At 70.8% G+C, this 23395-nt stretch carries 23 protein-coding genes and 1 pseudogene; 1 reads left to right on the top strand and 23 read right to left on the bottom strand.

Features of this window, described 5'->3' with window-relative positions; translation table 11 throughout:
• The 10 genes from HUX53_RS39055 to HUX53_RS39100 form a co-directional block, all read right to left on the bottom strand.
• The gene (locus tag HUX53_RS39055) at positions 1–906 is read right to left on the bottom strand and encodes a F0F1 ATP synthase subunit gamma (RefSeq protein ID WP_176408295.1); all 906 of its coding nucleotides are present in this window, start codon (positions 904–906) and stop codon (positions 1–3) included.
• Positions 907–911: 5 nt separating this feature from the next.
• A complete protein-coding gene (atpA, locus tag HUX53_RS39060; RefSeq protein WP_176408296.1) occupies positions 912–2546 on the bottom strand; it encodes a F0F1 ATP synthase subunit alpha in 1635 nt (544 codons plus the stop codon).
• Positions 2547–2633: 87 nt separating this feature from the next.
• Entirely contained in the window at positions 2634–3455 is an 822-nt protein-coding gene (locus HUX53_RS39065; RefSeq protein WP_176408297.1) for a F0F1 ATP synthase subunit delta, read from the bottom strand.
• Complete coding sequence (locus HUX53_RS39070; RefSeq protein WP_176408298.1) at positions 3452–4012, bottom strand: F0F1 ATP synthase subunit B; 561 nt, start codon at positions 4010–4012, stop codon at positions 3452–3454. The genes HUX53_RS39065 and HUX53_RS39070 overlap by 4 nt, the downstream gene beginning before the upstream one ends.
• A gap of 29 nt (positions 4013–4041) precedes the next feature.
• On the bottom strand, positions 4042–4275 hold the full coding sequence (gene atpE / locus HUX53_RS39075; protein ID WP_176408299.1) for an ATP synthase F0 subunit C: 234 nt from the start codon (positions 4273–4275) through the stop codon (positions 4042–4044).
• Positions 4276–4378: 103 nt separating this feature from the next.
• On the bottom strand, positions 4379–5173 hold the full coding sequence (gene atpB, locus HUX53_RS39080) for a F0F1 ATP synthase subunit A (RefSeq protein WP_176408300.1): 795 nt from the start codon (positions 5171–5173) through the stop codon (positions 4379–4381).
• A 70-nt stretch (positions 5174–5243) separates the two neighbouring features.
• A complete protein-coding gene (locus tag HUX53_RS39085; protein WP_176408301.1) occupies positions 5244–5468 on the bottom strand; it encodes a hypothetical protein in 225 nt (74 codons plus the stop codon).
• Positions 5469–5552: 84 nt separating this feature from the next.
• A complete protein-coding gene (locus HUX53_RS39090) occupies positions 5553–5969 on the bottom strand; it encodes a hypothetical protein (protein ID WP_176408302.1) in 417 nt (138 codons plus the stop codon).
• Positions 5970–6176: 207 nt separating this feature from the next.
• Positions 6177–7337, bottom strand: a complete 1161-nt coding sequence (locus tag HUX53_RS39095; RefSeq protein WP_176408303.1) for an MraY family glycosyltransferase — start codon at positions 7335–7337, stop codon at positions 6177–6179.
• Positions 7338–7497: 160 nt separating this feature from the next.
• A complete protein-coding gene (locus HUX53_RS39100; protein ID WP_176408304.1) occupies positions 7498–8400 on the bottom strand; it encodes a DUF2207 domain-containing protein in 903 nt (300 codons plus the stop codon).
• 216 nt (positions 8401–8616) lie between these two features.
• Between HUX53_RS39100 and HUX53_RS39105 the strand changes: the two genes are divergently transcribed.
• Positions 8617–9048, top strand: coding sequence for a hypothetical protein (locus tag HUX53_RS39105; protein WP_176408305.1), 432 nt, complete (start codon positions 8617–8619; stop codon positions 9046–9048).
• 484 nt (positions 9049–9532) lie between these two features.
• On the opposite strand, the pseudogene HUX53_RS42150 reads toward HUX53_RS39105, so the two are convergent.
• The 13 genes and pseudogenes from HUX53_RS42150 to HUX53_RS39170 all read right to left on the bottom strand — a co-directional run.
• A pseudogene (locus HUX53_RS42150) lies at positions 9533–10174 on the bottom strand (L-threonylcarbamoyladenylate synthase); the annotation flags it as partial.
• Positions 10175–10235: 61 nt separating this feature from the next.
• Positions 10236–11096 (bottom strand): peptide chain release factor N(5)-glutamine methyltransferase, encoded by an 861-nt coding sequence (gene prmC, locus HUX53_RS39115; RefSeq protein ID WP_176408307.1) that lies wholly within the window; start codon positions 11094–11096, stop codon positions 10236–10238.
• Positions 11093–12157, bottom strand: coding sequence for a peptide chain release factor 1 (gene prfA, locus HUX53_RS39120; RefSeq protein WP_176408308.1), 1065 nt, complete (start codon positions 12155–12157; stop codon positions 11093–11095). Before prfA ends, prmC begins: the two co-directional genes overlap by 4 nt.
• Before the next feature lie 111 nt (positions 12158–12268).
• Positions 12269–12487, bottom strand: a complete 219-nt coding sequence (rpmE, locus tag HUX53_RS39125; protein ID WP_021598595.1) for a 50S ribosomal protein L31 — start codon at positions 12485–12487, stop codon at positions 12269–12271.
• A 180-nt stretch (positions 12488–12667) separates the two neighbouring features.
• Positions 12668–13321, bottom strand: coding sequence for a response regulator transcription factor (locus HUX53_RS39130; RefSeq protein WP_176408309.1), 654 nt, complete (start codon positions 13319–13321; stop codon positions 12668–12670).
• Positions 13322–13353: 32 nt separating this feature from the next.
• On the bottom strand, positions 13354–14733 hold the full coding sequence (locus HUX53_RS39135; protein WP_309237641.1) for a sensor histidine kinase: 1380 nt from the start codon (positions 14731–14733) through the stop codon (positions 13354–13356).
• Between the two features lie 263 nt (positions 14734–14996).
• Positions 14997–17036: a transcription termination factor Rho gene (gene rho, locus HUX53_RS39140; protein ID WP_176408310.1), complete on the bottom strand. Its 2040-nt coding sequence runs from the start codon at positions 17034–17036 to the stop codon at positions 14997–14999.
• 456 nt (positions 17037–17492) lie between these two features.
• Entirely contained in the window at positions 17493–18413 is a 921-nt protein-coding gene (gene thrB, locus HUX53_RS39145; protein ID WP_309237642.1) for a homoserine kinase, read from the bottom strand.
• 23 nt (positions 18414–18436) lie between these two features.
• On the bottom strand, positions 18437–19504 hold the full coding sequence (gene thrC, locus HUX53_RS39150) for a threonine synthase (RefSeq protein WP_176408312.1): 1068 nt from the start codon (positions 19502–19504) through the stop codon (positions 18437–18439).
• A gap of 79 nt (positions 19505–19583) precedes the next feature.
• Entirely contained in the window at positions 19584–20888 is a 1305-nt protein-coding gene (locus HUX53_RS39155) for a homoserine dehydrogenase (protein WP_176408313.1), read from the bottom strand.
• Complete coding sequence (gene lysA, locus HUX53_RS39160; protein ID WP_176408314.1) at positions 20885–22276, bottom strand: diaminopimelate decarboxylase; 1392 nt, start codon at positions 22274–22276, stop codon at positions 20885–20887. Before lysA ends, HUX53_RS39155 begins: the two co-directional genes overlap by 4 nt.
• Positions 22273–22935: a DALR anticodon-binding domain-containing protein gene (locus tag HUX53_RS42860; RefSeq protein WP_176408315.1), complete on the bottom strand. Its 663-nt coding sequence runs from the start codon at positions 22933–22935 to the stop codon at positions 22273–22275. Before HUX53_RS42860 ends, lysA begins: the two co-directional genes overlap by 4 nt.
• A gap of 21 nt (positions 22936–22956) precedes the next feature.
• Entirely contained in the window at positions 22957–23319 is a 363-nt protein-coding gene (locus HUX53_RS39170) for a response regulator transcription factor (RefSeq protein WP_176408340.1), read from the bottom strand.
• Positions 23320–23395: the final 76 nt, after the last annotated feature.

Raw genomic sequence — 23395 nt, forward strand, 5'->3', positions numbered from 1 at the left:
TCACTCCCCGCCAGACTCGGCGAGCGCGTCAGCGCCACCGACGATCTCGCTGATTTCCTGGGTGATCGCGGCCTGCCGCGCCTGGTTCATCTGGCGCGTGTAGACCCCGAGCAGATCATTGGCATTGTCGGTCGCCGACTTCATGGCCCGCCGGACCGACGCCTGGAACGACGCCGCCGACTGCAGCAGCATGTGGAAGATGCGGCTCTCGACGTAGTTGGGCAGCAGCAGGTCGAGCGCGGCCTGCGCGGACGGCTCGAACTCGTACGCCGGCGGGACCGGGCCGCCCTCGCCGGCCTCGGCCTCCTCGATCTCCAGCGGCATCAGCCGCTTGACCTGGACGGCCTGGGTCAGCATCGAGACGAACTCGGTGTAGACCACGTGGATCTCACCGACCCCGCCCTCGGCGTCGGTCTTGAGGAAGTCCTCGGTGAGCCGGCGCCCGATCTGCTCCGCGTGCCCGAAGGCGGGACGGTCGCTGAACCCGTGCCAGGTCTGCGCGACCTCCCGGCCCCGGAACCGGTACCAGGTGATGCCCTTGTTGCCGACCACGTACGGGACCGGCTCGCGGCCCTCGTCCCGCAGCGCCTTGATCAGCGCCTCGGCCTCGCGGATCACGTTGGCGTTGTAGGCGCCGCAGAACCCGCGATCGCTGGTGACGATCAGAACCGCGCTGCGGGTGTCGGTCGGCTGCTCCTGCAGAATCGGATGGTCGACCCCGACATGGTGGCTGACCAGCGCGGACAGCGCCTGCGTGATCTGCGACGCGTACGGCTTGGACGCCGCCACCGCCTGCTGGGCCTTGACGATCCGCGACGTGGCGATCATCTCCTGGGCACGCGTGATCTTGGCGGTCGACTTGACCGTCTTGATCTGCTGCCGGAGTTGGCGAAGCTGTGCGGCCATGGCCGTCAGCCCTTCTTGACGCGGGTGATCGTCTCCTGCTCGACGTCCTCTTCGTCGATCGCCTCGACGGGCTCCTCGGCCAGCAGGTCGCCCTCGCTGGTCTGGAAGCCCTTCTTGAACTCCGTAATGGTGTTCTTGAGGCTGGTGAGGCCGTCGTCGGAGAGCTGGCCGGTCTCGCGGATGGCGGTCAGCAGGCCGCCCTCCTCGCGCTGGATGTAGTCGAGGAACTCGCGCTCGAAGCGGCGGATGTCGGCGACCGGGACGTCGTCCAGCTCACCGGACGTGCCCGCCCACACCGACACGACCTCCTGCTCCGCCGGGAACGGCGCGCCCTGCGGCTGCTTCAGCAGCTCGACCAGGCGGGCGCCGCGCTCCAGCTGGGCGCGCGACGCGGCGTCCAGGTCGGAGGCGAAGGCGGCGAACGCCTCCAGGTCGCGGAACTGCGACAGCGCGAGGCGCAGCGTGCCGGCGACCTTGCGCATCGCCTTGATCTGCGCCGAACCGCCGACCCGGGACACCGAGATGCCGACGTTGATCGCCGGCCGGACGCCCTGGTTGAACAGGTCCGTCTCCAGGAAGCACTGCCCGTCGGTGATCGAGATGACGTTCGTCGGGATGTAGGCCGACACGTCGTTGCCCTTGGTCTCGATGATCGGCAGACCCGTCATCGAACCGGCGCCGAGGTCGTCCGACAGCTTCGCGCAGCGCTCCAGCAGCCGCGAGTGCAGGTAGAAGACGTCGCCCGGGTAGGCCTCGCGGCCCGGCGGGCGGCGCAGCAGCAGCGACACCGCGCGGTACGCCTCGGCCTGCTTCGACAGGTCGTCGAACACGATCAGGACGTGCTTGCCCTGGTACATCCAGTGCTGCCCGATCGCGGACCCGGTGTAGGGGGCGATGTACTTGTAGCCCGCCGGGTCGGACGCCGGGGCCGCCACGATCGTGGTGTACTCCAGCGCGCCGGCCTCCTCCAGGGAGCGGCGGACGTTGGCGATCGTGGAGCCCTTCTGGCCGACCGCGACGTAGATGCAGCGCACCTGCTTGTCCGGGTCGCCCGTCTCCCAGGCTTCCTTCTGGTTGATGATGGTGTCCACGCAGACCGTGGTCTTGCCGGTCTGCCGGTCACCGATGATCAGCTGCCGCTGGCCGCGGCCGATCGGCGTCATCGCGTCGATGGCCTTGATGCCGGTCTGCAGCGGCTCCTTCACCGACTGCCGCTGCACGACCGTGGGGGCCTGCAGCTCGAGCGCGCGGCGCTCGGTCGACTCGATCGCGCCAAGGCCGTCGAGCGGGCTGCCCAGCGCGTCCACAACACGGCCGAGGAAGGCGTCGCCGACCGGCGCCGACAGAACCTCGCCGGTCCGCCGGACCTTCTGGCCCTCCTCGATGTTGCTGAAGTCGCCAAGGACAACGGCGCCGATCTCACGCACGTCCAGGTTCAGAGCCAGGCCACGGGTACCGTCCTCGAACTCAAGGAGTTCGTTCGCCATCGCGGAGGGCAGTCCCTCGACGTGGGCGATACCGTCGCCGGAATCGACGACGGTGCCGACCTCTTCGCGCGCGGCGGCCTCGGGCTCGTACGACTGGACGAAGCGCTCCAGCGCGTTCCGGATCTCGTCCGGACGGATCGTCAGCTCCGCCATGATTCCTCTCTTGCTCCCTTAAAGGTCAGCTCAACCGGCACCCGCAGTGGGGCCGGCTCAACCGGCTGGGGCTCGGCGCCGCCGGTCTCAGCCGGCGCCGAGCCGCCGGCGGACGTCGTCCAGCCGTCCGGCGATCGTGCCGTCGATGATCTCGTCCCCGATCTCGACCGACAGTCCGCCGATCGTGTCCGGGTCGATCTCGATGTTCAGGTGTACTTCGTGGCCGTAGGCGGCGGCGAGCACCGCGGCGAGCCGCGTCCGCTGCTGCGCCGACAGCTCGGTCGGCGTCCGCACGAGCGCGGTCAGCCGCTCCCGGCGCTGGGCGACGAGCTTGCCGAACTCGGCGAGCCCACCCTCCAGGCTACGTCCTCGCGGGCGCAGCACCAGCTCGGTGACCAGCGTCAGCGTCGCCGGCGTGACCTTGCCGTCCAGCAGCGCGTTGACCAGGCCGAGCTTGCGCTCGTCCGGCAGCCCCGGAGCGGCGAGGGCGCCGCGCAGGGCGACCTCACCCTCGACGACCCGGGAGAACCGGAACAGCTCGTCCTCCAGGTCGTCGATGTTCCGGTCCGCCTCGGCGCGGGCGGCCTCGGCGGTGACCGCGAGGGCCTCCACCGCGTCCGCCAGCTCCGACGGCTTCGACCAGCGCAGCCGGACGACGTCGGCGACCAGCCCGAGAGCGGCCGGCGACACCTTGCCCTCCAGCAGGATCTGGACGAGCTGCGCCTTGTCGGCACCGTCCCGGGACGGGTCGGAGACCGCCCGCCGCAGGCCGTGCTCGCGGTCGATCAGGTGCAGCACCGCGAACAGGTCGCCGCCGAGCGCGGCCAGGTCGGCGGAGGGAATGACGGCCTCCAGCCGGTCCTTGGCCTCGGCCAGCGACGCCCTGCTCACCGCTCCCGTGATGGTCATGATGTGATCTGCTCCTGCGTGCGAGCGCGGCTCTCCAGCTCATCGAGGAACCGGTCGACGACCCGGCTCTGCCGCGCGCTGTCCTCCAGGGACTCGCCCACGACGCGACCGGCGAGGTCGACCGACATGGCGCCGATCTCGGCGCGCAGCGACTGCAGCGCCTGCTGCCGCTCGGCCTCGATCTGCTTCTTGGCGTCCTCGACGATCTTGCGAGCCTCCGCCTGGGCCTTCTCCTTGGCCTCGGCGATGATCTGCGCGCCCTGCTCCTCGGCCTTGCGCCGCTCGTTGGACGCCTCGACGGCGCCCGCCTTCTGCTGCGCCTTGTACTGGTCGAGGACCTGCTGGGCCTCCTTCTGCGCCTGCTCGGCCCGCTCGAGACCGCCCTCGATCGCCTCGGTCCGCTCCTCCAGCGTCTTCTGCAGGCGCGGGACGAGGATGCGGCCCAGGACGACCATGACGACGACGAACGAGAAGATGCCGACGACCAGCTCGAACGGGTGCGGGATCAGAGGGTTGTTGGCCTCCTCCGCCGCTAGGACGGAAGCTGCTGTGATCATGTCTGCAGCCCTTCCTCAGGTTCGGACGGCTACTTGATGCCCTGGAAGATGAACGGCGCGACGAGGCCGATCAGGGCCAGCGCCTCGGTGAGGACGAAACCCAGCATCATGTTCGTGCGGATCACGCCGGTCAGCTCGGGCTGGCGGGCGATGGCGTTCACGCCCTGGCCGAAGATGATGCCGATGCCGATGCCCGGGCCGATGGCCGCAAGGCCGTACCCGATGGAGGTGACGTTACCGCTGACCTCGGCGAGGACTCCCATTGAACTTTCCTTTTCTGTCGGCCGGCGGAGGCTCCGCCGGTCTGGGCTAACGAGGTTGTTCGGTAGGGGCCCGGCGCCGGGGCGCCGCCGCCCCGGGGGGGGCTTAGTGGTCCGCTTCGAGGCCGCTCTGGATGTACATCGCGGCGAGCATCGCGAACAGGAACGCCTGCAGGAACTGGATCAGCAGCTCGAACGCGGTCATGATGATCGTGACGACCACGCCGACGATGCCGACGCCGAACCCGAGCGCGGTGGGCTTCTCGAACAGGAACCAGAAGCCGACGAGGCTGAAGAACGCCAGGATCGTGTGCCCGGCGAACATGTTGGCGAAGAGCCGGACCGCGTGGGTGAACGGCGCCAGGATGAACGTCGAGAGGTACTCGATCGGCACCAGCAGGAAGTAGACCGGCAGCGGCAGGTTCGCGGGGATCAGGTTGGTGAAGTACTTCACCGGGCCCTGGTGCTTGATGCCCAGGTACACCTTGACGACGTAGACGAAGATCGCCAGGACGGCCGGGAACGCGATGTGCGACGCGATCGGGAACTGGATGATCGGGATGACCGCGAAGATGTTCCAGATCCAGATCAGGAAGAACAGCGACATCAGCATCGGCATCCACCGGTCGGTGTTCTTGCCGAGGAACGGGCGGGCGATCTCGTCCCGCACGAACATGTAGCCGACCTCGCCGATGTTCTGCATGCCGCGCGGCACGAGCTTGGGCTTGGCGAAGGCCATCCAGAACAGGACGCATGTCACCAGGGCGCCGAAGACCGCGAAGACGACGGGCTTGGTGAGCCACTCGGGGCCGCCGGCGAACAGGGGCGGGAAGTCGAACAGCTCCGGGCCCGGGGCTTGGAACTCATCTCCCCCGGAGGCGAGGACCGTCAGCGCGTTCACGCGGCGTTCCCTTCATCAATGTGGTGATGTTTCACGAAGGCTTCCTCGGCGGCTTCCTCGGCGGGGCCGCTCAGGAGGAGTGGCTGCCGTACTTCAGGTAGACCAGGTAGATGGCGAGCCCGGCACCGATGACCAGGCCGATGGGGATCAGCCAGGTCTGGTGCGTCCACGTGGACAGCAGCCACCCGATACCGCCCCAGATGATCATCCCGGAGAGAAGGTAGCTGGGCACGGACCAGGCGACGTCGGCGAATTCTCGCTGGCCGTCCTCCGGCCGGCGTTTCTGCTCGCTCATCGCGCTCCGGACGATAGCAGGCCACCCATGCGGTGGTCATATTGGAGTAGTCCGTTGGGGCAGGCACCGTCCGCGGGGCCTGCATCAGGGACTCCGGTCCAGGACGTTCTCGGGTTCGTCAATGTAGGGCCTCTGCTGCAGTGCGATGCGGAACTCGGCGGCGATCCAGAGCAGCGCGAGGCCGATGACCGTCCAGCCGAAGACCGTGGTGTTCCAGATGGAGACGCCGTCCATCGCCGTGACCAGCACCATCACCGCGAGGATCTTGACCGCGTAGCTCGCCAGCGCGGCGAGCATCATCGTCTGCGCGGAGTACCTGGCGGCCCAGGAGACCACCAGCGCGCTGATCGAGAAGAAGGCGATCACCACGACGGAGGCGAGTGCCGCCGCCAGGGCGCCCTTGGCGCCGGCGGTCAGCAGGCCGAGCAGAACGGCGCCCACCCCGGCGACGGACGTCGGGATCGCGGCGCCGCGGAGCATCCGGGCGTCGGAGGTGTGCATGAGGGCTCCGGCTGGTCACGTTCAGTGGTCGTCTGTTGTTCGTGAAAGGTATCACAAGCGTCCGGTATGTCCACAATTACCCTAGAGGTAATGCGGATCCAGGGCCCGGGAGGCTCCCTCCGGTCACGCTCGCACCTGGACTTTAGCCCAGCTCAGGGGATGGTTATGCCGTATCCCGCCGACCCGCGCGGCGGCGTCCGCGGGAGGTCAGACGCGCATCGGGGGGCGCTGGGCGGGCTGGTCGCCGGTGCCCGGACCGGCGGCGGCCCGGCGCCGCCGGCGGCCGGGGACGCGCAGCATCAGCAGCACGCCGGCCGTCGCGACCAGCAGCGTGATCCCGAGGGTGATCCACGCGGCGTCGAACAGTGCCAGCCCGACCAGGCCGGAGGCCAGCAGCCCGACCCAGAAGTACATGATCAGCACGGCCCGGCGGGTGGAGTGGCCGAGCTGCAGCAGCCGGTGGTGCAGGTGCTGCTTGTCCGGGGAGAAGGGCGACCGGCCCTGGCTGGTGCGGCGCAGCACCGCCAGCAGCATGTCCATGAAGGGGACCGCCGCCACCGCCGGGATCAGCAGCACCGGGACGAAGAACGGGAACAGCCCGTTGGCCAGGATGGCCGGGTCGAACTGCCCGGTCAGCATGATCGTGGACGCGCTGAGCAGCAGCCCGATCAGCATCGAGCCGGTGTCGCCCATGAAGATCTTGGCGGGGCTGAAGTTGTGCGGCAGGAAGCCCGCGCACATCCCGAACAGGACGGCGGCGACGAGCGTCGCGCCGGTCAGCGTGGTCAGCCCGTTCGTCCGCGACAGCAGGTAGGCGTAGGAGAACAGCGCCAGCGCGGCGATGCCGACGACGCCCGCGGCCAGGCCGTCCAGGCCGTCGATGAAGTTCACCGCGTTGATCGTGGCGACCACGACCAGGACCGTCAGCGGCACCCCGTAGGCGGGCGGCAGCGACAGCGACTCGCCCGTCGGCAGCGGGATCACGTAGATCTGGATGCCCTGCATGATGAAGATCCCGGCGGCCGCGACCTGCCCGGCGAACTTGGTGAGCGCGTCCACCTCCCACCGGTCGTCGGCGATGCCGATCAGCACGATCAGCCCGCCCGACAGCAGCAGCGCCTTCGCGACGCTGATGTCGCCGTCGTCCAGGACCTTGCGCATCTCCGGCAGCCCGGTCGCGACCACCAGCGCCGCCACCATCCCGCCGAACATCGCGAGACCGCCCAGCCGGGGCGTCGGGATGACGTGCACGTCGCGCTCGCGCGGGACGGCCTGCGCCCCGAACCAGACGGCGAACCGGCGCACCGAGGGGGTCAGCAGGTAGGCGACGAGGGCGGCGACAAGGATGGTGAGCAGGTACTCCCGCACTCCCCGCGCCTCCCCTCACCGGCTTCCGCCGATCGCCGCTGCCGTGTTACCCGGTCAGTCGCACCCAATACACCGGGCTCGTCTTCGTTAGACGACCGAACGGTGCAATGTGTTCACGACCGACCAACTGTAGACCCACCCGGACGCCGTCCGCTGCCGATCACACCGCCCGGACGCGATGCGCGCACATGATCCCCGCACCGACGATCACCAGCGCGAGCCCGGCCAGGCACCGGTCGCCCAGCGAGAACGCCCACGCCCCGCGGGCCGCGATCTCGTCCCCGGCGTCGGCGACGATCAGCAGCACGCCGGCCGCGAGCAGCCCGGCACCGCGGTGCTCGCCCTGGCGCTCGGTGCGGTGGCGGGCCAGTCGCCCGTCCAGCGCGGCGGGACCGTGCGGGGCGAGCAGGGTCTGCAGGAAGTCCACGGCATAGGGGCCGTCGCGGTCGCGCAGGCACCGGGTCGTCGCGCCCGGGGCGCCCGCGCGGCAGCTCACGTGCCGCAGCGGGACCGGCGCCTCCACCCGCACCGCCGCGTTCCCGATCGGGACGTTCCAGGCCGTCCCGATCGCGTCCCACACCAGCTCGTCGTGGCCCGCGCGCGGGGTGAAGGCCCGTCCCACCTCGTACTCGAGCACGTACGCCTGCCGTCCGCGGACCTCGCGGTGCCGGTCGCCGACGCTGATCCGCACGTCGTGCAGGAACCGCGTCATCCGGGCCCGGGACGGCGCGCCGGTGGACGAACTGGTGCGCACGTTCCGCACGTCGTAGACCCGGTTCCCGATGCGGAACGGCACCCGCCGGACGATCCCGTGCTCGCCGCTCTGGTCGAAGTCGTAGGTGATCGTCTCCCGGACGTACAGGACGCCGTCGGCGCCGAGGGTGAGCACGACGTCGTAGGTCGCGATGCTCCCGCCGACGGCCGGGCCGGGCGTCGGGACGGCCCCGGACACGCCGGGCGCGGGCTCCGCGGCGGCGGGGGCGGGCAGCACGAGCACGAGGGTCAGCAGCAGGAGGCCCGCGAAGATCGCGGGCCCCCGGACACGGCCACGCACGTCAGGCATGGTTCCACTTGTTGCCATGATCGTGTCGGCGTAACGCCGCGACGGCCGCGACGAACGCTTCCCGGACGATTGGACGCGCCTGCGGCCCGATCGGTTCGCCGCGCCGCGGACATCGTCCGTCCCTGGTCAGCCGGTAAGCCCGCGATAAAGGTGACCATGCGGACGCTGCTAAGTTATCCGCTGCTAACCCCCCGAAACACGAGCCTGGAGGGACCTATGCGGCGATTCGCTGCAGTAGCCCTGACCGCCGGCACCCTGATGGCCGGCATGGCCGCCGTGGGCACCCCCGCCAACGCGGCAGCCGCCAAGAGTTGGAAGCCCTACAACTCCTACAGCGGCATCGACGCGTGGGGCACCTACACCCGCAGCGGCGGCAAGACCTACGTGAAGGGCTACCTCCGCGACACCAAGAAGAACGGCTGGACCGCCTGCGTCCGCTTCCTGTTCACCGAGGGCAGCAAGCAGTACTGGTCCCGCTTCAAGATCGTCGGCACGACGTCCGGCGGCACGAAGTACAACTACGACGGCAAGGCCACCGTCAAGATCAGCGTGAGCTCCAGCTACAGCAGCCACCTGTGGGTGCAGGAGTGCGGCCGCAACAAGAAGACCGGCAAGTACTACTACGGCAAGGGCAAGAAGCTCTTCTGAGCCACGGAGTCGCCTGTCGACACAGGCCCCGCCCGGCCCGGCGGGGCCTTCGCGCTTCCCGGGCTCAACTCTCCCGCTCGTCCTTGGCGGGCGACGACTTCACAGCGCCGTCCGCAGGCGCCTCGGCGACCTCTCCGTGCGTCCCCGGATCATCCTTGACGCGGGACTCAGCGGGATCCGCAAGGTGCTCGGCAAACTCTTCATGCGTCTGCGGAGAGTCGTCCGCGGCGAGGGACGGCTCCGCGCCGCCGTCCGCAGGCGCCCCAACAGACGCTTCCCGCACTTCCGAGGTCTCCCCCTTGGCAAGGGAAGGCTTGGCGGAGTCCGCAGCCGAGGCCTCGTCCTTGGTGAAGGACGGCTTGGCGGGGTCCGCAGGGGGCTCAGCTGGCGTTTGCTGGGGTTCTGCGGGCTCTTCCTTGGTGAGGGAGGGCTTGGGTGATTCCGGGGCTGAGGCGGCTTCTGTGGACTCGTCCGGTTCGTCCTCGTCGGTAAGGAGGACGCCCACTACGGCGCGGATCTTGTCGAGGGGGATGGCGCCGGCGCGCAGGACGCGCGGGACGGGGCCCGTCAGGTCCAGAATCGTGGACGGGTCGGCGTGTCCCGACACTCCGCCGTCCAGGTAGACCGAGATCGAGTCGCCGAGCATCTTCTCGGCCTCGCCGGCGTTCCGCGCGGCGGGCTGCCCGCTCAGGTTCGCGCTGCTCACGGCCAGCGGGCCGGTCTCCTTGAGGACCTCCACCGCCAGCTCGTGCATCGGCATGCGGATGGCGACGGTCCCCTTGGTCTCGCCGAGGTCCCACATCAGGTTCGGGTTCGCGCGGCAGACGAGGGTCAGCGCGCCCGGCCAGAACTCGTCGATGAGGTCCTGGCCGTAGGTGCCGAGGTCGTCCACCAGGGCCGTGGCGGCCCGTACGGAACCGACCAGGACGGGCGGGGGCATGTCCCGGCCGCGTCCCTTCGCCTCCAGCAGCGCGGTCACGGCGGGGCCCACGAACGCGTCCGCGCCGACCCCGTACACGGTGTCGGTCGGCAGGACGATCAGCTCGCCGCGCCGCACGGCCGACACGGCCTCGGCGATCCCGCGGGTACGCTCCATCGGCTCAGCGCAGTCATAACGTCGGCTCACGGTCGCCCGGCTTCCCATCTACGCGGCGCTCTTCGAAACGGCACCGACCAGAATAGCGGGGCTAGTCGCGCACCAGGCGGGCGGTCACGAAGCGGTCGCGGTTGGTCAGGTCACGGCGGTTGCGGACGTCGCGCCAGCCGTTCTCCTCCGCGAAGATCCAGTAGACGCCGTTGCCCTGCAGGTCGCTGTGCTCGACGGCCACGTAGCCGCCGGGACGCAGCAGACGGCGGGCGGTGCGCTCGACGACGCGGATCGCGTCCAGGCCGTCCTCGCCGCCGCCCCACAGCGCGTCGGCCGGGTCGTGGTCGCGGACGTCCGGCGGGACGTACTCCCACTCGCTCATCGGGATGTACGGCGGGTTGCTGACGACCAGGTCGACGGTGCCGTTCAGCTCGGGGAGGGCGGCGGCGAAGTCGTCCAGGTGCAGGCGAACGCGGCCCCGCTCGTCGAGCTCCTCTATGTTGCGGGTGGCGTGGACGAAGGCCGTCGGGTCCTTCTCGACGGCGTGCACGCGGGCGCGGGGCGCTTCGAGTGCGATGGAGAGCGCGATCGCGGCGGAGCCGGTGCCGAGGTCGACGACCAGGGGGTCGCGGACGTCCATGTCGCGCAGCGTCTCCAGCGCCCAGCCGGCCATCACCTCGGTCTCCGGGCGCGGGACGAACACGCCGGGGCCGACCTTCAGTTCCAGGTAGCGGAAGTACGCGCGGCCGGTGATGTGCTGGAGCGGCTCCCCCGCCTCGCGGCGCGCGACGAACTCCCAGAAGCGGGCGTCGAACGCGCTGTCGGGGACGCCGTGCAGCTCCCCGCGCCGCACCTGGTGCACGGCCGCCGCGAGCTCCTCGGCGTCGGCGCGGGGCGAGGCGGCGCCCGCGTCGGCGAGGCGGGCGGTGGCCCTGGCGATCTCGTCGAGCAGCAGTTTCATGATGTCTGGGCTTCGACCAGGCGGCGTTCCATGTCGGCGTCGACGAGCGCCTGCGTGACGTTGTGGAGGTCGCCGTCCAGCACCTGGTCGAGGTTGTAGGCCTTGTAGCCGACGCGGTGGTCGGAGATCCGGTTCTCCGGATAGTTGTAGGTGCGGACGCGCTCGGAGCGGTCCACGGTGCGGACCTGGCTCTTGCGCTCGGCCGCGGCGGCCGCGTCGGCCTCCTCCTGCGCCATCGCCAGCAGCCGGGACCGCAGGATGCGCAGCGCCTGCTCCTTGTTCTGCAGCTGGCTCTTCTCGTTCTGGCAGGAGACGACGACGCCGGTCGGCTGGTGCGTGATGCGGACCGCGGAGTCGGTCGTGTTGACGCTCTGCCCGCCCGGCCCGGACGAGCGGTACACGTCGATGCGCAGGTCGTTCGGGTCGATCTGGACGTCGACGTCCTCGGCCTCGGGCGTCACGAGGACGCCGACCGCGCTGGTGTGGATGCGGCCCTGCGACTCGGTCGCGGGCACCCGCTGCACGCGGTGCACGCCGCCCTCGTACTTCAGCCGCGTCCAGACGCCTTCCTCGGCGCTGCCCTTGGCCTTCACGGCGACCGTGACGTCCTTGTAGCCGCCGAGGTCGGACGGGTGCGAGTCGATGATCTCGGTCTTCCAGCCGATGCGCTCGGCGTACCGCAGGTACATGCGCAGCAGGTCGCCGGCGAACAGCGCGGACTCCTCGCCGCCCTCACCGGCCTTCACCTGGAGGATGACGTCCTTGGAGTCGCTCGGGTCGCGCGGGACGAGCAGGCGGCGCAGCCGCTTCTCAAGGTCCTCGCGGCGTGTTTCGAGCTCGTCGGCCTCGGCGGCGAACGCCGCGTCCTCACCGGCCAGTTCGCGGGCGGTGGCCAGGTCGTCCTCGGTGGACGCCAGCTCGCGCTGCGTCTCGACGATGGGCCGCAGCTCCGCGTACCGCTTGCCGAGCTTGCGCGCCAGGGCCTGGTCGGCATGGACGGACGGGTCGGCGAGCCGTTCCTCGATGCCCGCGTATTCGCTGATCAGTTCGTCGAGATTCACGTTGGTCCTGACCCGTCCCGGCCCGGAGACGGCCTCCGGTTCGCCGACTTCGAAAGGCCCGGGGACCTCGAGTGTCCCCGGGCCGTTCCTGCTCTATGTGCGGCGCTCGCCCTACTTGCCGGCCTTCTTCTTGCCGAAGCGCTGCTCGAAGCGCGCCACCCGGCCACCGGTGTCGAGGATCTTCTGCTTGCCCGTGTAGAACGGGTGGCAGTTCGAGCAGACGTCCGCGTGGATCACGCCGTTCTCGGCGGTGCTGCGGGTCTCGAAGGTGTTGCCGCACGTGCACGTCACGGTCGTGACGACGTAGTTCGGGTGAATGTCGGGCTTCATGGGTTCTCCTCGCCTCAGGCGGTCGCCGGGCGTCCTGCGCCCATGGCAGGGCCACGGGAGAAATGGGGACGTGAACCGGTACCGCAGCGGTTGCACCTCAAGTGTGCCAGATACCTGAACGTGGCGAGGTCACCGGTCATTCCCGATCTTGGACGGCGCCGGTCTCGGCCGGCCCGGCCGTCAGCCGCCCGCACGTCCCAGGTACGCCAGCACGGCCATGACGCGGCGGTGCCCGCCCTGCGCGGGCTGCAGGTCCAGCTTCAGGAAGATGTTGGAGATGTGCTTCTCCACGGCGCCCTCGGTGACGACGAGGTCCGCGGCGATCGCGCCGTTCGAGCGTCCCTGCGCCATCAGGCCGAGCACCTCGCGCTCGCGCGGCGTCAGCGACTCCAGCGGGTCGCCGGTGCGGCGCCGGCCGAGCAGCTGGCCGATCACCTCCGGGTCGATGACCGTCCCGCCGGCCGCGATGCGGCGGACCGCGTCGATGAACTCGGCGACGTCCGACACCCGCTCCTTCAGCAGGTAGCCGACGCCCTCGGCGCCGCCGCCGATCAGGTCGGTCGCGTACCGCTCCTCCACGTACTGCGACAGGACGAGGATCGGCGTGCCCGGCCGCCGCTCCCTCACCGCGAGTGCGGCGCGGAGTCCCTCGTCGGTGAAGGACGGCGGCATCCGGACGTCCACGATGGCGAGGTCGGGGGCGTGCTCCTCGACGATGCCGAGCAGCCCCGGCCCGTCCCCCACGGTCGCCACCGTCTCGATCCCGGCGTCGCCGAGCAGCCGGACGAGCCCTTCCCGCAGCAGCACCGAGTCCTCGGCGATCACAACCCGCATCCACCCATTATGTTGCGCGCCGGGAGCATCGATCACCAAGTGCAGGGCAGGTCCGCGCGGACGATGGTGGGGCCGCCGGGCGGGCTGTCCACGATGAGCATGCCGTCGATCGTCGCGGCCCGGTCGGCGAGGCCGGACAGGCCGCCCTCGGGCCGGGCGACGGCGCCGCCCACCCCGTTGTCGATCACCTCGACGACGACCCAGCGGTCCTCGCGCGCCACCCGGACCGACACCTGCGTCGCGCGGGCGTACTTCGCGACGTTCGCCAGCGACTCGGCCACGATGAAGTAGGCGATGCTCTCCACCGCCGCCGGCGGGCGCTCCGGCAGGTCGACGTCCACCTCGACGGGCACCGGGGCGCGGCCGGCGAGGCCGGACAGCGCCGGGTCCAGGCCGCGGTCGGTGAGGATCGCCGGGTAGATCCCGCGGGCCAGGTCGCGCAGCTCGGAGATGGCCTCCTTGGTGCCGGAGTGCGCCTGCTCGATCAGCGCCCGCGCGCCCTCCGGGTCGTCGTCGAGCTTGGCGCGGGCCCGTCCGATGTCCATCGCCACGGCCAGCAGCCGCTGCTGCGCGCCGTCGTGCAGGTCGCGCTCGATGCGGCGCCGCTCGAACTCGGCGGCGTCCACGCCGCGGGCGCGGCTGGCCCGCAGGTGCTCGGTGCGCTTGCGCAGCTCCACGTTCTCGGCCTGCGCCGGGCTCGGGCCGAGCAGCAGCGCGGCCCACACGGTGTGGCCGATCGCCATCGCCCGCGTCGCGTACACCGCGATGACGAGGAACACCGCCCCCAGCGCCATCACCGGGACGGCCTCCAGCGGGTTGCCCGCCCAGTACGAGACGACCCCGAAGTTGATCTCGGCGCCGCCGTTCCCCGCGACGATCGCCGGCAGGAACAGCGTGGTGACCGTCGCGCCCCAGACCGCCGCCGACACGACGAACTCGACCAGCGTCACCGGGAACAGGACGGCGAGGTAGACCAGGTCCTTCCAGGTGGCGGGGTCGGTCACCATGCCCTTGAGCTTCGTCAGCGGGTTGCGCCCTGCGGGCAGCCGCCGGTACGGGTCCGGGACGCGGACGCCGAACGCCGCCCGGACGAGCCGCCGCTCCAGCATCGCCCCGGCCCGCCATGCGATCATCAGCAGCGCCAGCAGCGGCAGCCCGACCCAGATGATCAGCAGCGCGACCGACACCGACAGCCCGGCGGTCAGCACGACGAGCCAGCCGATCCCGAACGCCAGGCTGACGGCCAGGTAGAGCGCGGAACGCCAGGTGACGGACGACCGCACCATCGCGAGCGGCGCCCACGAGCCGGTCAGCACGGACGGCGCGTCCCCGCCGCCGCGCGTCGCCGCGGCCCACCACGTCGCGGCCCACCCCACGGCGCCGCCGCCGGAATCTCTGCTCAGCTCACCCACATCGCCCTCCGTGCCCCATTCCAACCTACGGTCACCAGATTGCCGGGCCAGAGGGCAGACCAACCATGACGCGCACCGCCGAATAAAAGGTGGGGCTAACCCCACCATCACCACGTCCGGCCCTAGCACCGCAGCGCCGCCCCACTAGCACGGCACTCGGCCCCACATCACGGCGCGGCCCCCACCATGCGACACGGGACGCGTGGGACGCGGAACGCCCCCGTCCGGTGGTCCGGGCGGGGGCGTCTGCGTGCGTTGGTGCGTCAGCGGTCGTCGGAGACCGTGGTCTTCTGCACCTGGAGCAGGAACTCGGCGTTGGACTTGGTCTCCTTCATCTTCTCGATGAGGAGTTCCAGCGCCTGCTGGGTGTCGAGCGCGTGCAGCACACGGCGCAGCTGCCAGACGACCCGCAGCTCCTCCGGAGCCATCAGGATCTCCTCCTTGCGGGTGGACGACTGGTCGACGTCCACCGCCGGGAAGATCCGCTTGTCCGCGAGCGACCGGTTGAGCTTCAGCTCCATGTTGCCGGTGCCCTTGAACTCCTCGAAGATGACCTCGTCCATGCGGGACCCGGTCTCCACCAGCGCGGTGGCGAGGATCGTCAGCGAGCCGCCGTTCTCGATGTTGCGCGCCGCGCCGAAGAACCGCTTCGGCGGGTACAGCGCGGTCGAGTCGACACCACCGGACAGGATGCGGCCGGACGCCGGCGCCGCCAGGTTGTAGGCCCGGCCCAGGCGGGTGATCGAGTCGAGCAGCACGACGACGTCGTGGCCCAGCTCGACGAGCCGCTTGGCGCGCTCGATCGCCAACTCGGCGACCGTGGTGTGGTCCTCGGCGGGACGGTCGAAGGTCGAGTGGATGACCTCGCCCTTCACCGTCCGCTGCATGTCGGTGACCTCTTCCGGACGCTCGTCCACCAGGACGACCATCAGGTGGCACTCCGGGTTGTTCTTGGTGATCGCGTTGGCGATCGCCTGGAGCACCATCGTCTTGCCGGCCTTCGGCGGCGACACGATCAGGCCGCGCTGGCCCTTGCCGATCGGCGACACCAGGTCGATGATCCGGGTGGTCAGGATGCCGGGGTCGGACTCCAGCCGCAGCCGCTCCTGCGGGTACAGCGGGGTCAGCTTGGTGAAGTCGACGCGGCCCTTGGCCTGCTCCGGCTCCATCCCGTTGACCGTGTCGAGGCGGACCAGCGCGTTGAACTTCTCGCGCCGCTCGCCCTCGCGGGCCTGCCGGACGGCGCCGGTGATGACGTCGCCCTTGCGGAGGCCGTTCTTGCGGACCTGCGCCAGCGACACGTACACGTCGTTCGGGCCGGGCAGGTAGCCGGTCGTCCGGACGAAGGCGTAGTTGTCGAGGATGTCGAGGATGCCCGCGACCGGGATGAGGACGTCGTCCTCGGTGATCACCGGCTCCTCGTAGCGCTCGCGGCCGCCGCGGCCGCGGTTGCGCTCGCGGAACCGGCGCCCGCGCCGGCCCCGGCCGCTGCCGTCGTCATCGTCGTGCTGGCCGCCGTGCTGGCCGCCGCCGCCCTGGTTCTGGCCGCCGCGCTGCCGGCCGCCACCCTGGTCGTTCCGATCGCCCCGGTCACCCCGGTCGTTCCGGTCACCCCGGTCGCCCCGGTCGCGGCCGCCGCGCTGCCGCTGGCGTCCGCCGCCCTCGCGGCCCTGCTCGCGCTGCTGGTCGCGGCCGTGGTCGCGGCCGCCGCCCTGGGACTCGCCGTCCTCGCCGTTCTGGTCGCGGCCCTGGTCGCGGCCGTGCCGCTCGCCGCGTCCCTCGCCGGCCCCCCGGTCCTGCCTGTCACCGCGCTGGCGGCCGCCCTGCCGGTCCGCCCGCTCGGCCTTCTCCGGCTTGTCGGCCCGCTCCGCCTTCTCGGCGCCCTTGCCCTCGGTGTCGGCGGGCTTCTCGGCCTGCTTGGCCGGGGCCTGCTCGGCGGCGGGCGCGCTGTCGGCGATGGTGACCTGGTCGTCGGAGACCTCGCGCTTGGCGGCCGCGGTGCGGGTCCGCCGGGGGCGCTCGGCCTTCGGGGCAGCGGCTCCCTGCTCGCCCCCCGCCGAGCCCTGCTCCTGCCCGCCGCCCTGCTTCTCCTGGATGGCGGCGATGAGCTGGCTCTTGCGCATCCCGGTCACGCCGGTGATGCCGAGGTCGGACGCGAGCTTCTTGAGCTCGGGCAGCACCATGGCCGAGAGGCCGGTACCGGCCCGGCGGCGCCGGGGGGCGGCGGACTCCGTGCCGGCCGGGGCCGCGTCGGCGGGTCCCGTGCTGGGTGCGTCCGTAAGGAGTTCGCTGGATTCGCTCACTAAGGGTCCTTCCCAGGGAGCGGGCGTTGGCCGGCGTTCGGCCAGTCGACCCGGTGGTGCGGCCCGGCGGGGGCGCCGGGACGGGCTCCGCTGATCACGATGGAACCGGGATCTGCGTGTTCTGGGCACAGCCAGATGGTGGACGGGACGTTCCGCTCGTGCGTGTCCCCGGTACCGCCACGTCCGAAGTTGTTGCGCTGGAATGCCTGACAACGGGATGTCACGGTGTCGGGGAGCCTGGTACGCGGGACCGACACGACCGGAGGGTCGAACAGGCGACGCGCGGCTGACGAGCACGCTGCCCCGAACGGGGCATCTGGTGCGGCATCCAGCCTAACATCACCAGGGCACACTGCTATTCCCCAGAGGTCGATGTCTTCGCATTTTACCTAGCGGGATCGGGCCGGGGCCGGCACCGGCCGGAGCGCCGTCGCGGCCCCGCCCACGGTGCCGCGATCAGGCCCGGACCTCGAGTTCTCCGGTCATGACGCGTGCGCCGCGGGTCGCGACGTCCAACGGGTGTATGTGCCACCCTTTACCCACTTCGGGCACTACTGAATCAACTCGTGATGCGTTTGTGAAGGCCAGCACGGTCGGGCCCGCCCCGGAAATCACCGCCGGCACCCCCGCGTCCCGCAGCGTCTTGACGAGCGCCGCGGACTCGGGCATGGCGGGCGCGCGGTAGTCCTGGTGCAGCCGGTCCTGCGTCGCGTCCAGCAGGACGTCCTCGGGCAGCCCCGCCGTGAGCGCCGCGACGAGCAGGGCGGCGCGCGCCGAGTTGGCGGCGGCGTCGGCGTGCGGGACGCTCGCGGGCAGCAGCCCGCGGGCCCGCTCGGTCGCCAGCCGGTGCTCGGGGACGATCGCCGCGACCTGCGCGACCTGCGATTCCAGCCGGACCAGGCGCGGGCCGGACGGGGTCGTCCAGGCGACGGTGAGGCCGCCGGCGAGGCACGGCGCGACATTGTCGGGATGCCCCTCGATCTCGGTGGCGAGGCACAGCGCGGCCTCGTCGGTGAGCAACTTCCCGGCGGGGTGCAGCGCGCGGGCCGCGACGATCGCGGCGACGATCGCGGCGGACGACGAGCCGAGCCCGCGGCTGTGCGGGATCCGGTTGCGGCAGCGCAGCCGGAGCCCCGGCGGCCGGGAAGGGCCGGATCCGGCCAGGTCGTCCAGGACGTCGAAGGCGCGGCGCAGCACCTTCACGATCAGGTGCCGCTCGCCCCGGTCGGCGACCTCGGCGCCCTCGCCGTCCACCTCGATGGCCACCCCGCCGCCGGTCACCTCGACCTCGACGTCGTCGTACAGGCTCAGCGCGAGGCCGAGCGAGTCGAAGCCGGGGCCCAGGTTGGCGCTGGTCGCGGGGGTCCGGACCCGCACCGGGCCTTCGGTCCAGCCCACGCTTAGGTGAGGCCGAGTTCGGAGGCGGCGGAGTGCGCGTCCACCTTGATGGTGGTCGGCGCGGGGGCGCCGGAGATAGCCCAGTCGGGGTCCTTGAGGCCGTTGCCCGTGACCGTGCAGACGACCGTGGAGCCGGGCGCGACGACGCCCTGCTCGGCCGCCTGCAGGAGGCCCGCGACGCTCGCCGCGGAGGCGGGCTCCACGAAGACGCCCTCCTCGCGGGCGAGAAGGCGGTAGGCGGCGAGGATCTGCCGGTCGGTGACGGAGTCGATCGCGCCGCCGGACTCGTCCCGCGCCGCGACGGCCAGGTCCCAGGACGCGGGGTTGCCGATGCGGATCGCGGTCGCGATCGTCTGCGGCTTCAGGACGGGCTCGCCCTTGACGAACGGCGCCGCGCCGCTGGCCTGGAAGCCCAGCATGCGCGGGGTCCTGGACGCCTCCTTGTCGGCGGCGTACTCCTTGTAGCCCATCCAGTACGCGGAGATGTTCCCGGCGTTTCCGACGGGCAGGCAGTGGACGTCGGGGGCGTCGCCGAGCGCGTCCACGATCTCGAACGCCGCCGTCTTCTGGCCCAGCAGCCGGTACTTGTTGACCGAGTTGACGAGCGCCACCGGGTAGTCGACCGACAGCTTCTGCGCCAGTTCGAGGCAGTCGTCGAAGTTGCCGTCGACCTGCAGCAGCCGCGCGCCGTGCACCAGCGCCTGCGCCAGCTTGCCCATCGCGATCTTGCCGGCCGGGACGAGGACCGCGCAGGTCATCCCGGCCCGCACCGCGTAGGCGGCGGCGGACGCCGAGGTGTTGCCGGTCGAGGCGCAGATGACGGCCTTCGCGCCGTCCTCGGCGGCCTTGCTGATCGCCATCGTCATGCCGCGGTCCTTGAACGAACCGGTCGGGTTGGCGCCTTCGACCTTGAGGTGCACCTCGCAGCCGGTCAGCTGGGACAGCCGGTGGGCGGGCACCAGCGGGGTGCCGCCCTCCAGCAGCGTGACGACCGGTGTCTTGTCCGTCACCGGAAGCCGGTCGCGGTACTCCTCGATGAGGCCACGCCACGCGCGGGCGTTCGGGTTCACGTCGGTCTCCTGGAATGACCTGGGATGTTGCCCGGAGTCTACCGGGATCGCCCGTACCGTTCCGATCCCCGGGTGCGGCTCACACGTCGCCTTCGACGCGCATCACGCTCGCCACCGCACGGACGATCTCCAGCCCGCGCAGGCCCTCCACCGTCGCGGTCAGCGCGGCGTCCGGGGCGCGGTGCGTCACGACGACGAGTTGAGCCTCCTCGCCCAGCCCGACCTGCCGGACGGCCTGGATCGACACACCGTGCCTGGCGAACTCTTCGGCGACCGTGGCCAGAACACCGGCTTCGTCGGTGACGTCCACCTGGATGTAGTAGCGCGTGACCGTCTCGCCCATCGGAAGGACGGGAAGCTTCGCGTACGTGACCTCGACAGGGCCCGGTGTACCGCCGGCCACGTTCCGTGCGACCGCGACCAGGTCACCAAGGATGGCGGACGCCGTCGGAGCGCCCCCGGCACCCGCGCCATAGAACATGAGCGAGCCCGCAGACTCGGCCTCTACGAAGACCGCGTTGTAGGCCTCGCGAACGCTCGCCAGTGGGTGCGACCTAGGAATCATCGCCGGATACACGCGTACGGACACGCCGCGGCCGTTCCGTCCGTCCTCCGAAGGAATGCGCTCGCAGATGGCCAGGAGCTTGACGACGCAGTCCATTCCCTTGGCGCCCGCCACATCGGCGGCGCTCACCTCGGTGATGCCCTCACGGTGGACGTCCGCGGCCGTGACGGGCGTGTGGAAGGCGAGCTGCGCCAGGATCGCCGCCTTGGCCGCCGCGTCGAAACCCTCCACATCGGCCGTCGGATCGGCCTCCGCGTAGCCGAGCGCCTGCGCCTCCTCCAGCGCGTCGTTGAAACCGGCGCCGTGCGTGTCCATCTGGTCGAGGATGTAGTTCGTGGTGCCGTTCACGATGCCGAGCACCCGGTGCACGTGGTCGCCGACGAGCGAGTCCCTGAGGGGCCGCAACAGCGGGATCGCACCCGCGACGGACGCCTCGTAGTACAGGTCGGCGCCGTACTCGCGGGCCGCCGCGAACAGCGTCGCGCCGTCCTCGGCCAGCAGCGCCTTGTTCGCCGTGATGACCGACTTGCCGGACTTCATCGCCTCCAGCATCAGCGTCCGGGCCGGCTCGATGCCGCCGATGACCTCGATGACGATGTCGACGTCGTCCCGGGTCACCAGCGCCTGCGCGTCCGTCGTCAGCAGCTCGCGGGGGACGCCCGCGCGGACCCGGTCCGGCCTGCGGACGGCGATCCCGGCCAGCTCCAGCGGCGCCCCGACCCGCGCGGCCAGATCGTCCGCCTGCTCGATCAGCAGCCGGACGACCTCCGTGCCGACCACGCCGCATCCGAGCAGCGCCACGCGCAGTCCGGGTTTCACGCTTCGACCTCCGCATCGAGCCGCAGCAGGTCCTCCGCGCTCTCCCGGCGGACGATCACGCGCGACCTGCCGTCCCTCACCGCCACCACGGCGGGCTTCGGGACGTAGTTGTAGTTGCTGGCCATCGACCGACAGTACGCACCGGTCGCCGCCACCGCCACCAGGTCCCCCGCCGCAAGATCTGCGGGGAACCACAGGTCCCGCACTACAATGTCGCCGCTTTCGCAGTGCTTCCCGACAAGCCTACTGAGCATGGGTGATGCGTCGGACGTCCTGCTCGCGAGCACGCCGCTGTACTCGGCGCCGTACAGCGCGGTGCGCAGGTTGTCGCTCATGCCGCCGTCCACGGAGACATAGGTGCGCAGGCCCTCGACGTCCTTGACCGTGCCGACCTCGTACACCGTGACGCCGCCCGGACCGATGATCGCCCGGCCCGGCTCCACGGTCAGCCGCGGCATCGCCAGGTCGTACGCCCTGCACTCGTGGGCCACGATGTCCCGCAGCCCGTCCGCGATGGACTTGGGGTCGTGCGGCTCCTCGCCCGGCACGTAGGCGATGCCGTAGCCGCCGCCGAGGTCGAGCTCCGGAAGCTCGATGCCGTGCTCGTCCCGGATCGCCACCAGCAGCTCCGCCAGCCGGTGCGCGGCCACCTCGAACCCGTCCACGTCGAAGATCTGCGACCCGATGTGGGAGTGCAGCCCGACCAGCTCCAGCTGCTTCAGCTCCAGAACCCTGCGCACCGCCTCCAGCGCGGCCCCGGAACTCCGCGAGAACCCGAACTTCTGGTCGTCGTGAGCGGTCGCGATGAACTCGTGGGTGTGCGCCTCCACCCCCGTGGTGACGCGCACCATCACCTTGGCCCGGACGCCCTTCTCCTGGGCGAGGTACGCCACCCGGGCGATCTCCTCGAACGAATCCAGCACGATCCGTCCGACCCCGACCTCAAGGGCCTTGTCAATCTCCCAGGACGCCTTGTTGCTCCCGTGCAGCGTGATGCGCTCCGTAGGGAACCCTGCCGCCAGAGCAACAGCAAGCTCACCGCCGCTGCACACGTCGAGCCCGAGGCCCTCTTCCTTGAGCCACTTGGCGACGGCAGTACAGAGGAACGCCTTGCCCGCGTAGTGGACGTCCCCGTCATGGAACGCCGCCGCGTACTCCCTGGCGCGGCTCCGGACGTCCTCCTCGTCATAGACGTACAGAGGCGTCCCGTACTCCTTGGCCAGATCCCGGACGTCGACGCCGCCGACCGTCAGGACGCCGTCCTCACGCCGGGCGTTGCGCGGCCACACGGCGGGATCCAGCGCGTTCAGATCGTCCGCCGGCCCGACGGGGTTCTCCTCGGGCAGGACATCGGCATGCCGCGGCCCAGCAGGGTGTACTCGACTCATATCCGCTCTCTAGGGGTTTCACCGATCGTGTTCAGCCCGTTGCCGAGGACGACCCTGACCGCCCGCGCCAGGCCCGCCCGTCCCGGAACGGGCTCCTCATCGCCCTTCGGGACCGCCGGGCAGCGCTCATGCACGTCGTGGTACGCCTCGGCCACTCTCTCCAAACAAAACATCAGCGGCCTGGCATCCCGTTCCCGCTCCGCCTGTTCGGCCCGCCCCGGCACGTCCCCCAGCGCCCACACGAGCTCAGCCTCCAACTCCCCCGCCTCCAGGACCCCGAACTCACGCGCCCACCGCTCCGCCCAACAGGCCCGCGCATAGGCATAACGCACCGAGAACCCGGGATTCTCGAACGTCCGAGGCCACTCACGCCACATGTTCGCCGGAACCCGGGCAACGCCGTAACGAGGATCACGCAGAATCCCCTTGATGACCTCGTCCACCCCGAGCACGACCCGGACGAACCCGCCCCCCGAGACGACACCCCCGACCCGCCGCGCGATCACCTGGGGATCGACCCCGAGCCGCAGGGCCACCGGACTCTCGAAAACACCCTGCCCGCGCGAGAAGACCACCACGCTCTCCGGCACGGCGACATCGATCTCACCCTCGGCCACGGCGTCCCGCACCGCGCGCAGAAGGGCATCGCCTGGAGTCACCCTGGTGAGACTATCCGACCACTATTTGGACACGGCAGCAAGTTTCCGCACCGTCTGGATCAGCTGATTCGGGTCGAACGGCTTGGTCACGTAGGCGTCGACGCCGATCTCGTGCCCGCGCCGCACATCGTGCTCCTGCGCCCGCGCCGTGATCATCACGACCCGGATGTGCGCGGTCCCCGGATCCTCCCGCAGCTTCACCGCGGTGACCCACCCGTCCAGCCTGGGCATCATCACGTCCAGCGTGATGACGTCCGGCCGTACTTCGCCCACCTTCTCCAGGCAGTCCTGACCGTCCACCGCGGTCTCCACCTCGAACCCCTCCAGTTGCAGGTTCACGGCGATGAGCTGGCGGATCACCTCGTCATCATCGACGACCAGCACGCGTCCCAGTGGCTCGGTCACGGCTCGAAGTTAGCCCACTCCCACCCCCGGACGCACGGCGAAATCCCAGGTGCGC

Origin of the sequence: Actinomadura sp. BRA 177 (assembly GCF_013372625.1) — a bacterium.
Lineage (GTDB): Bacteria > Actinomycetota > Actinomycetes > Streptosporangiales > Streptosporangiaceae > Spirillospora.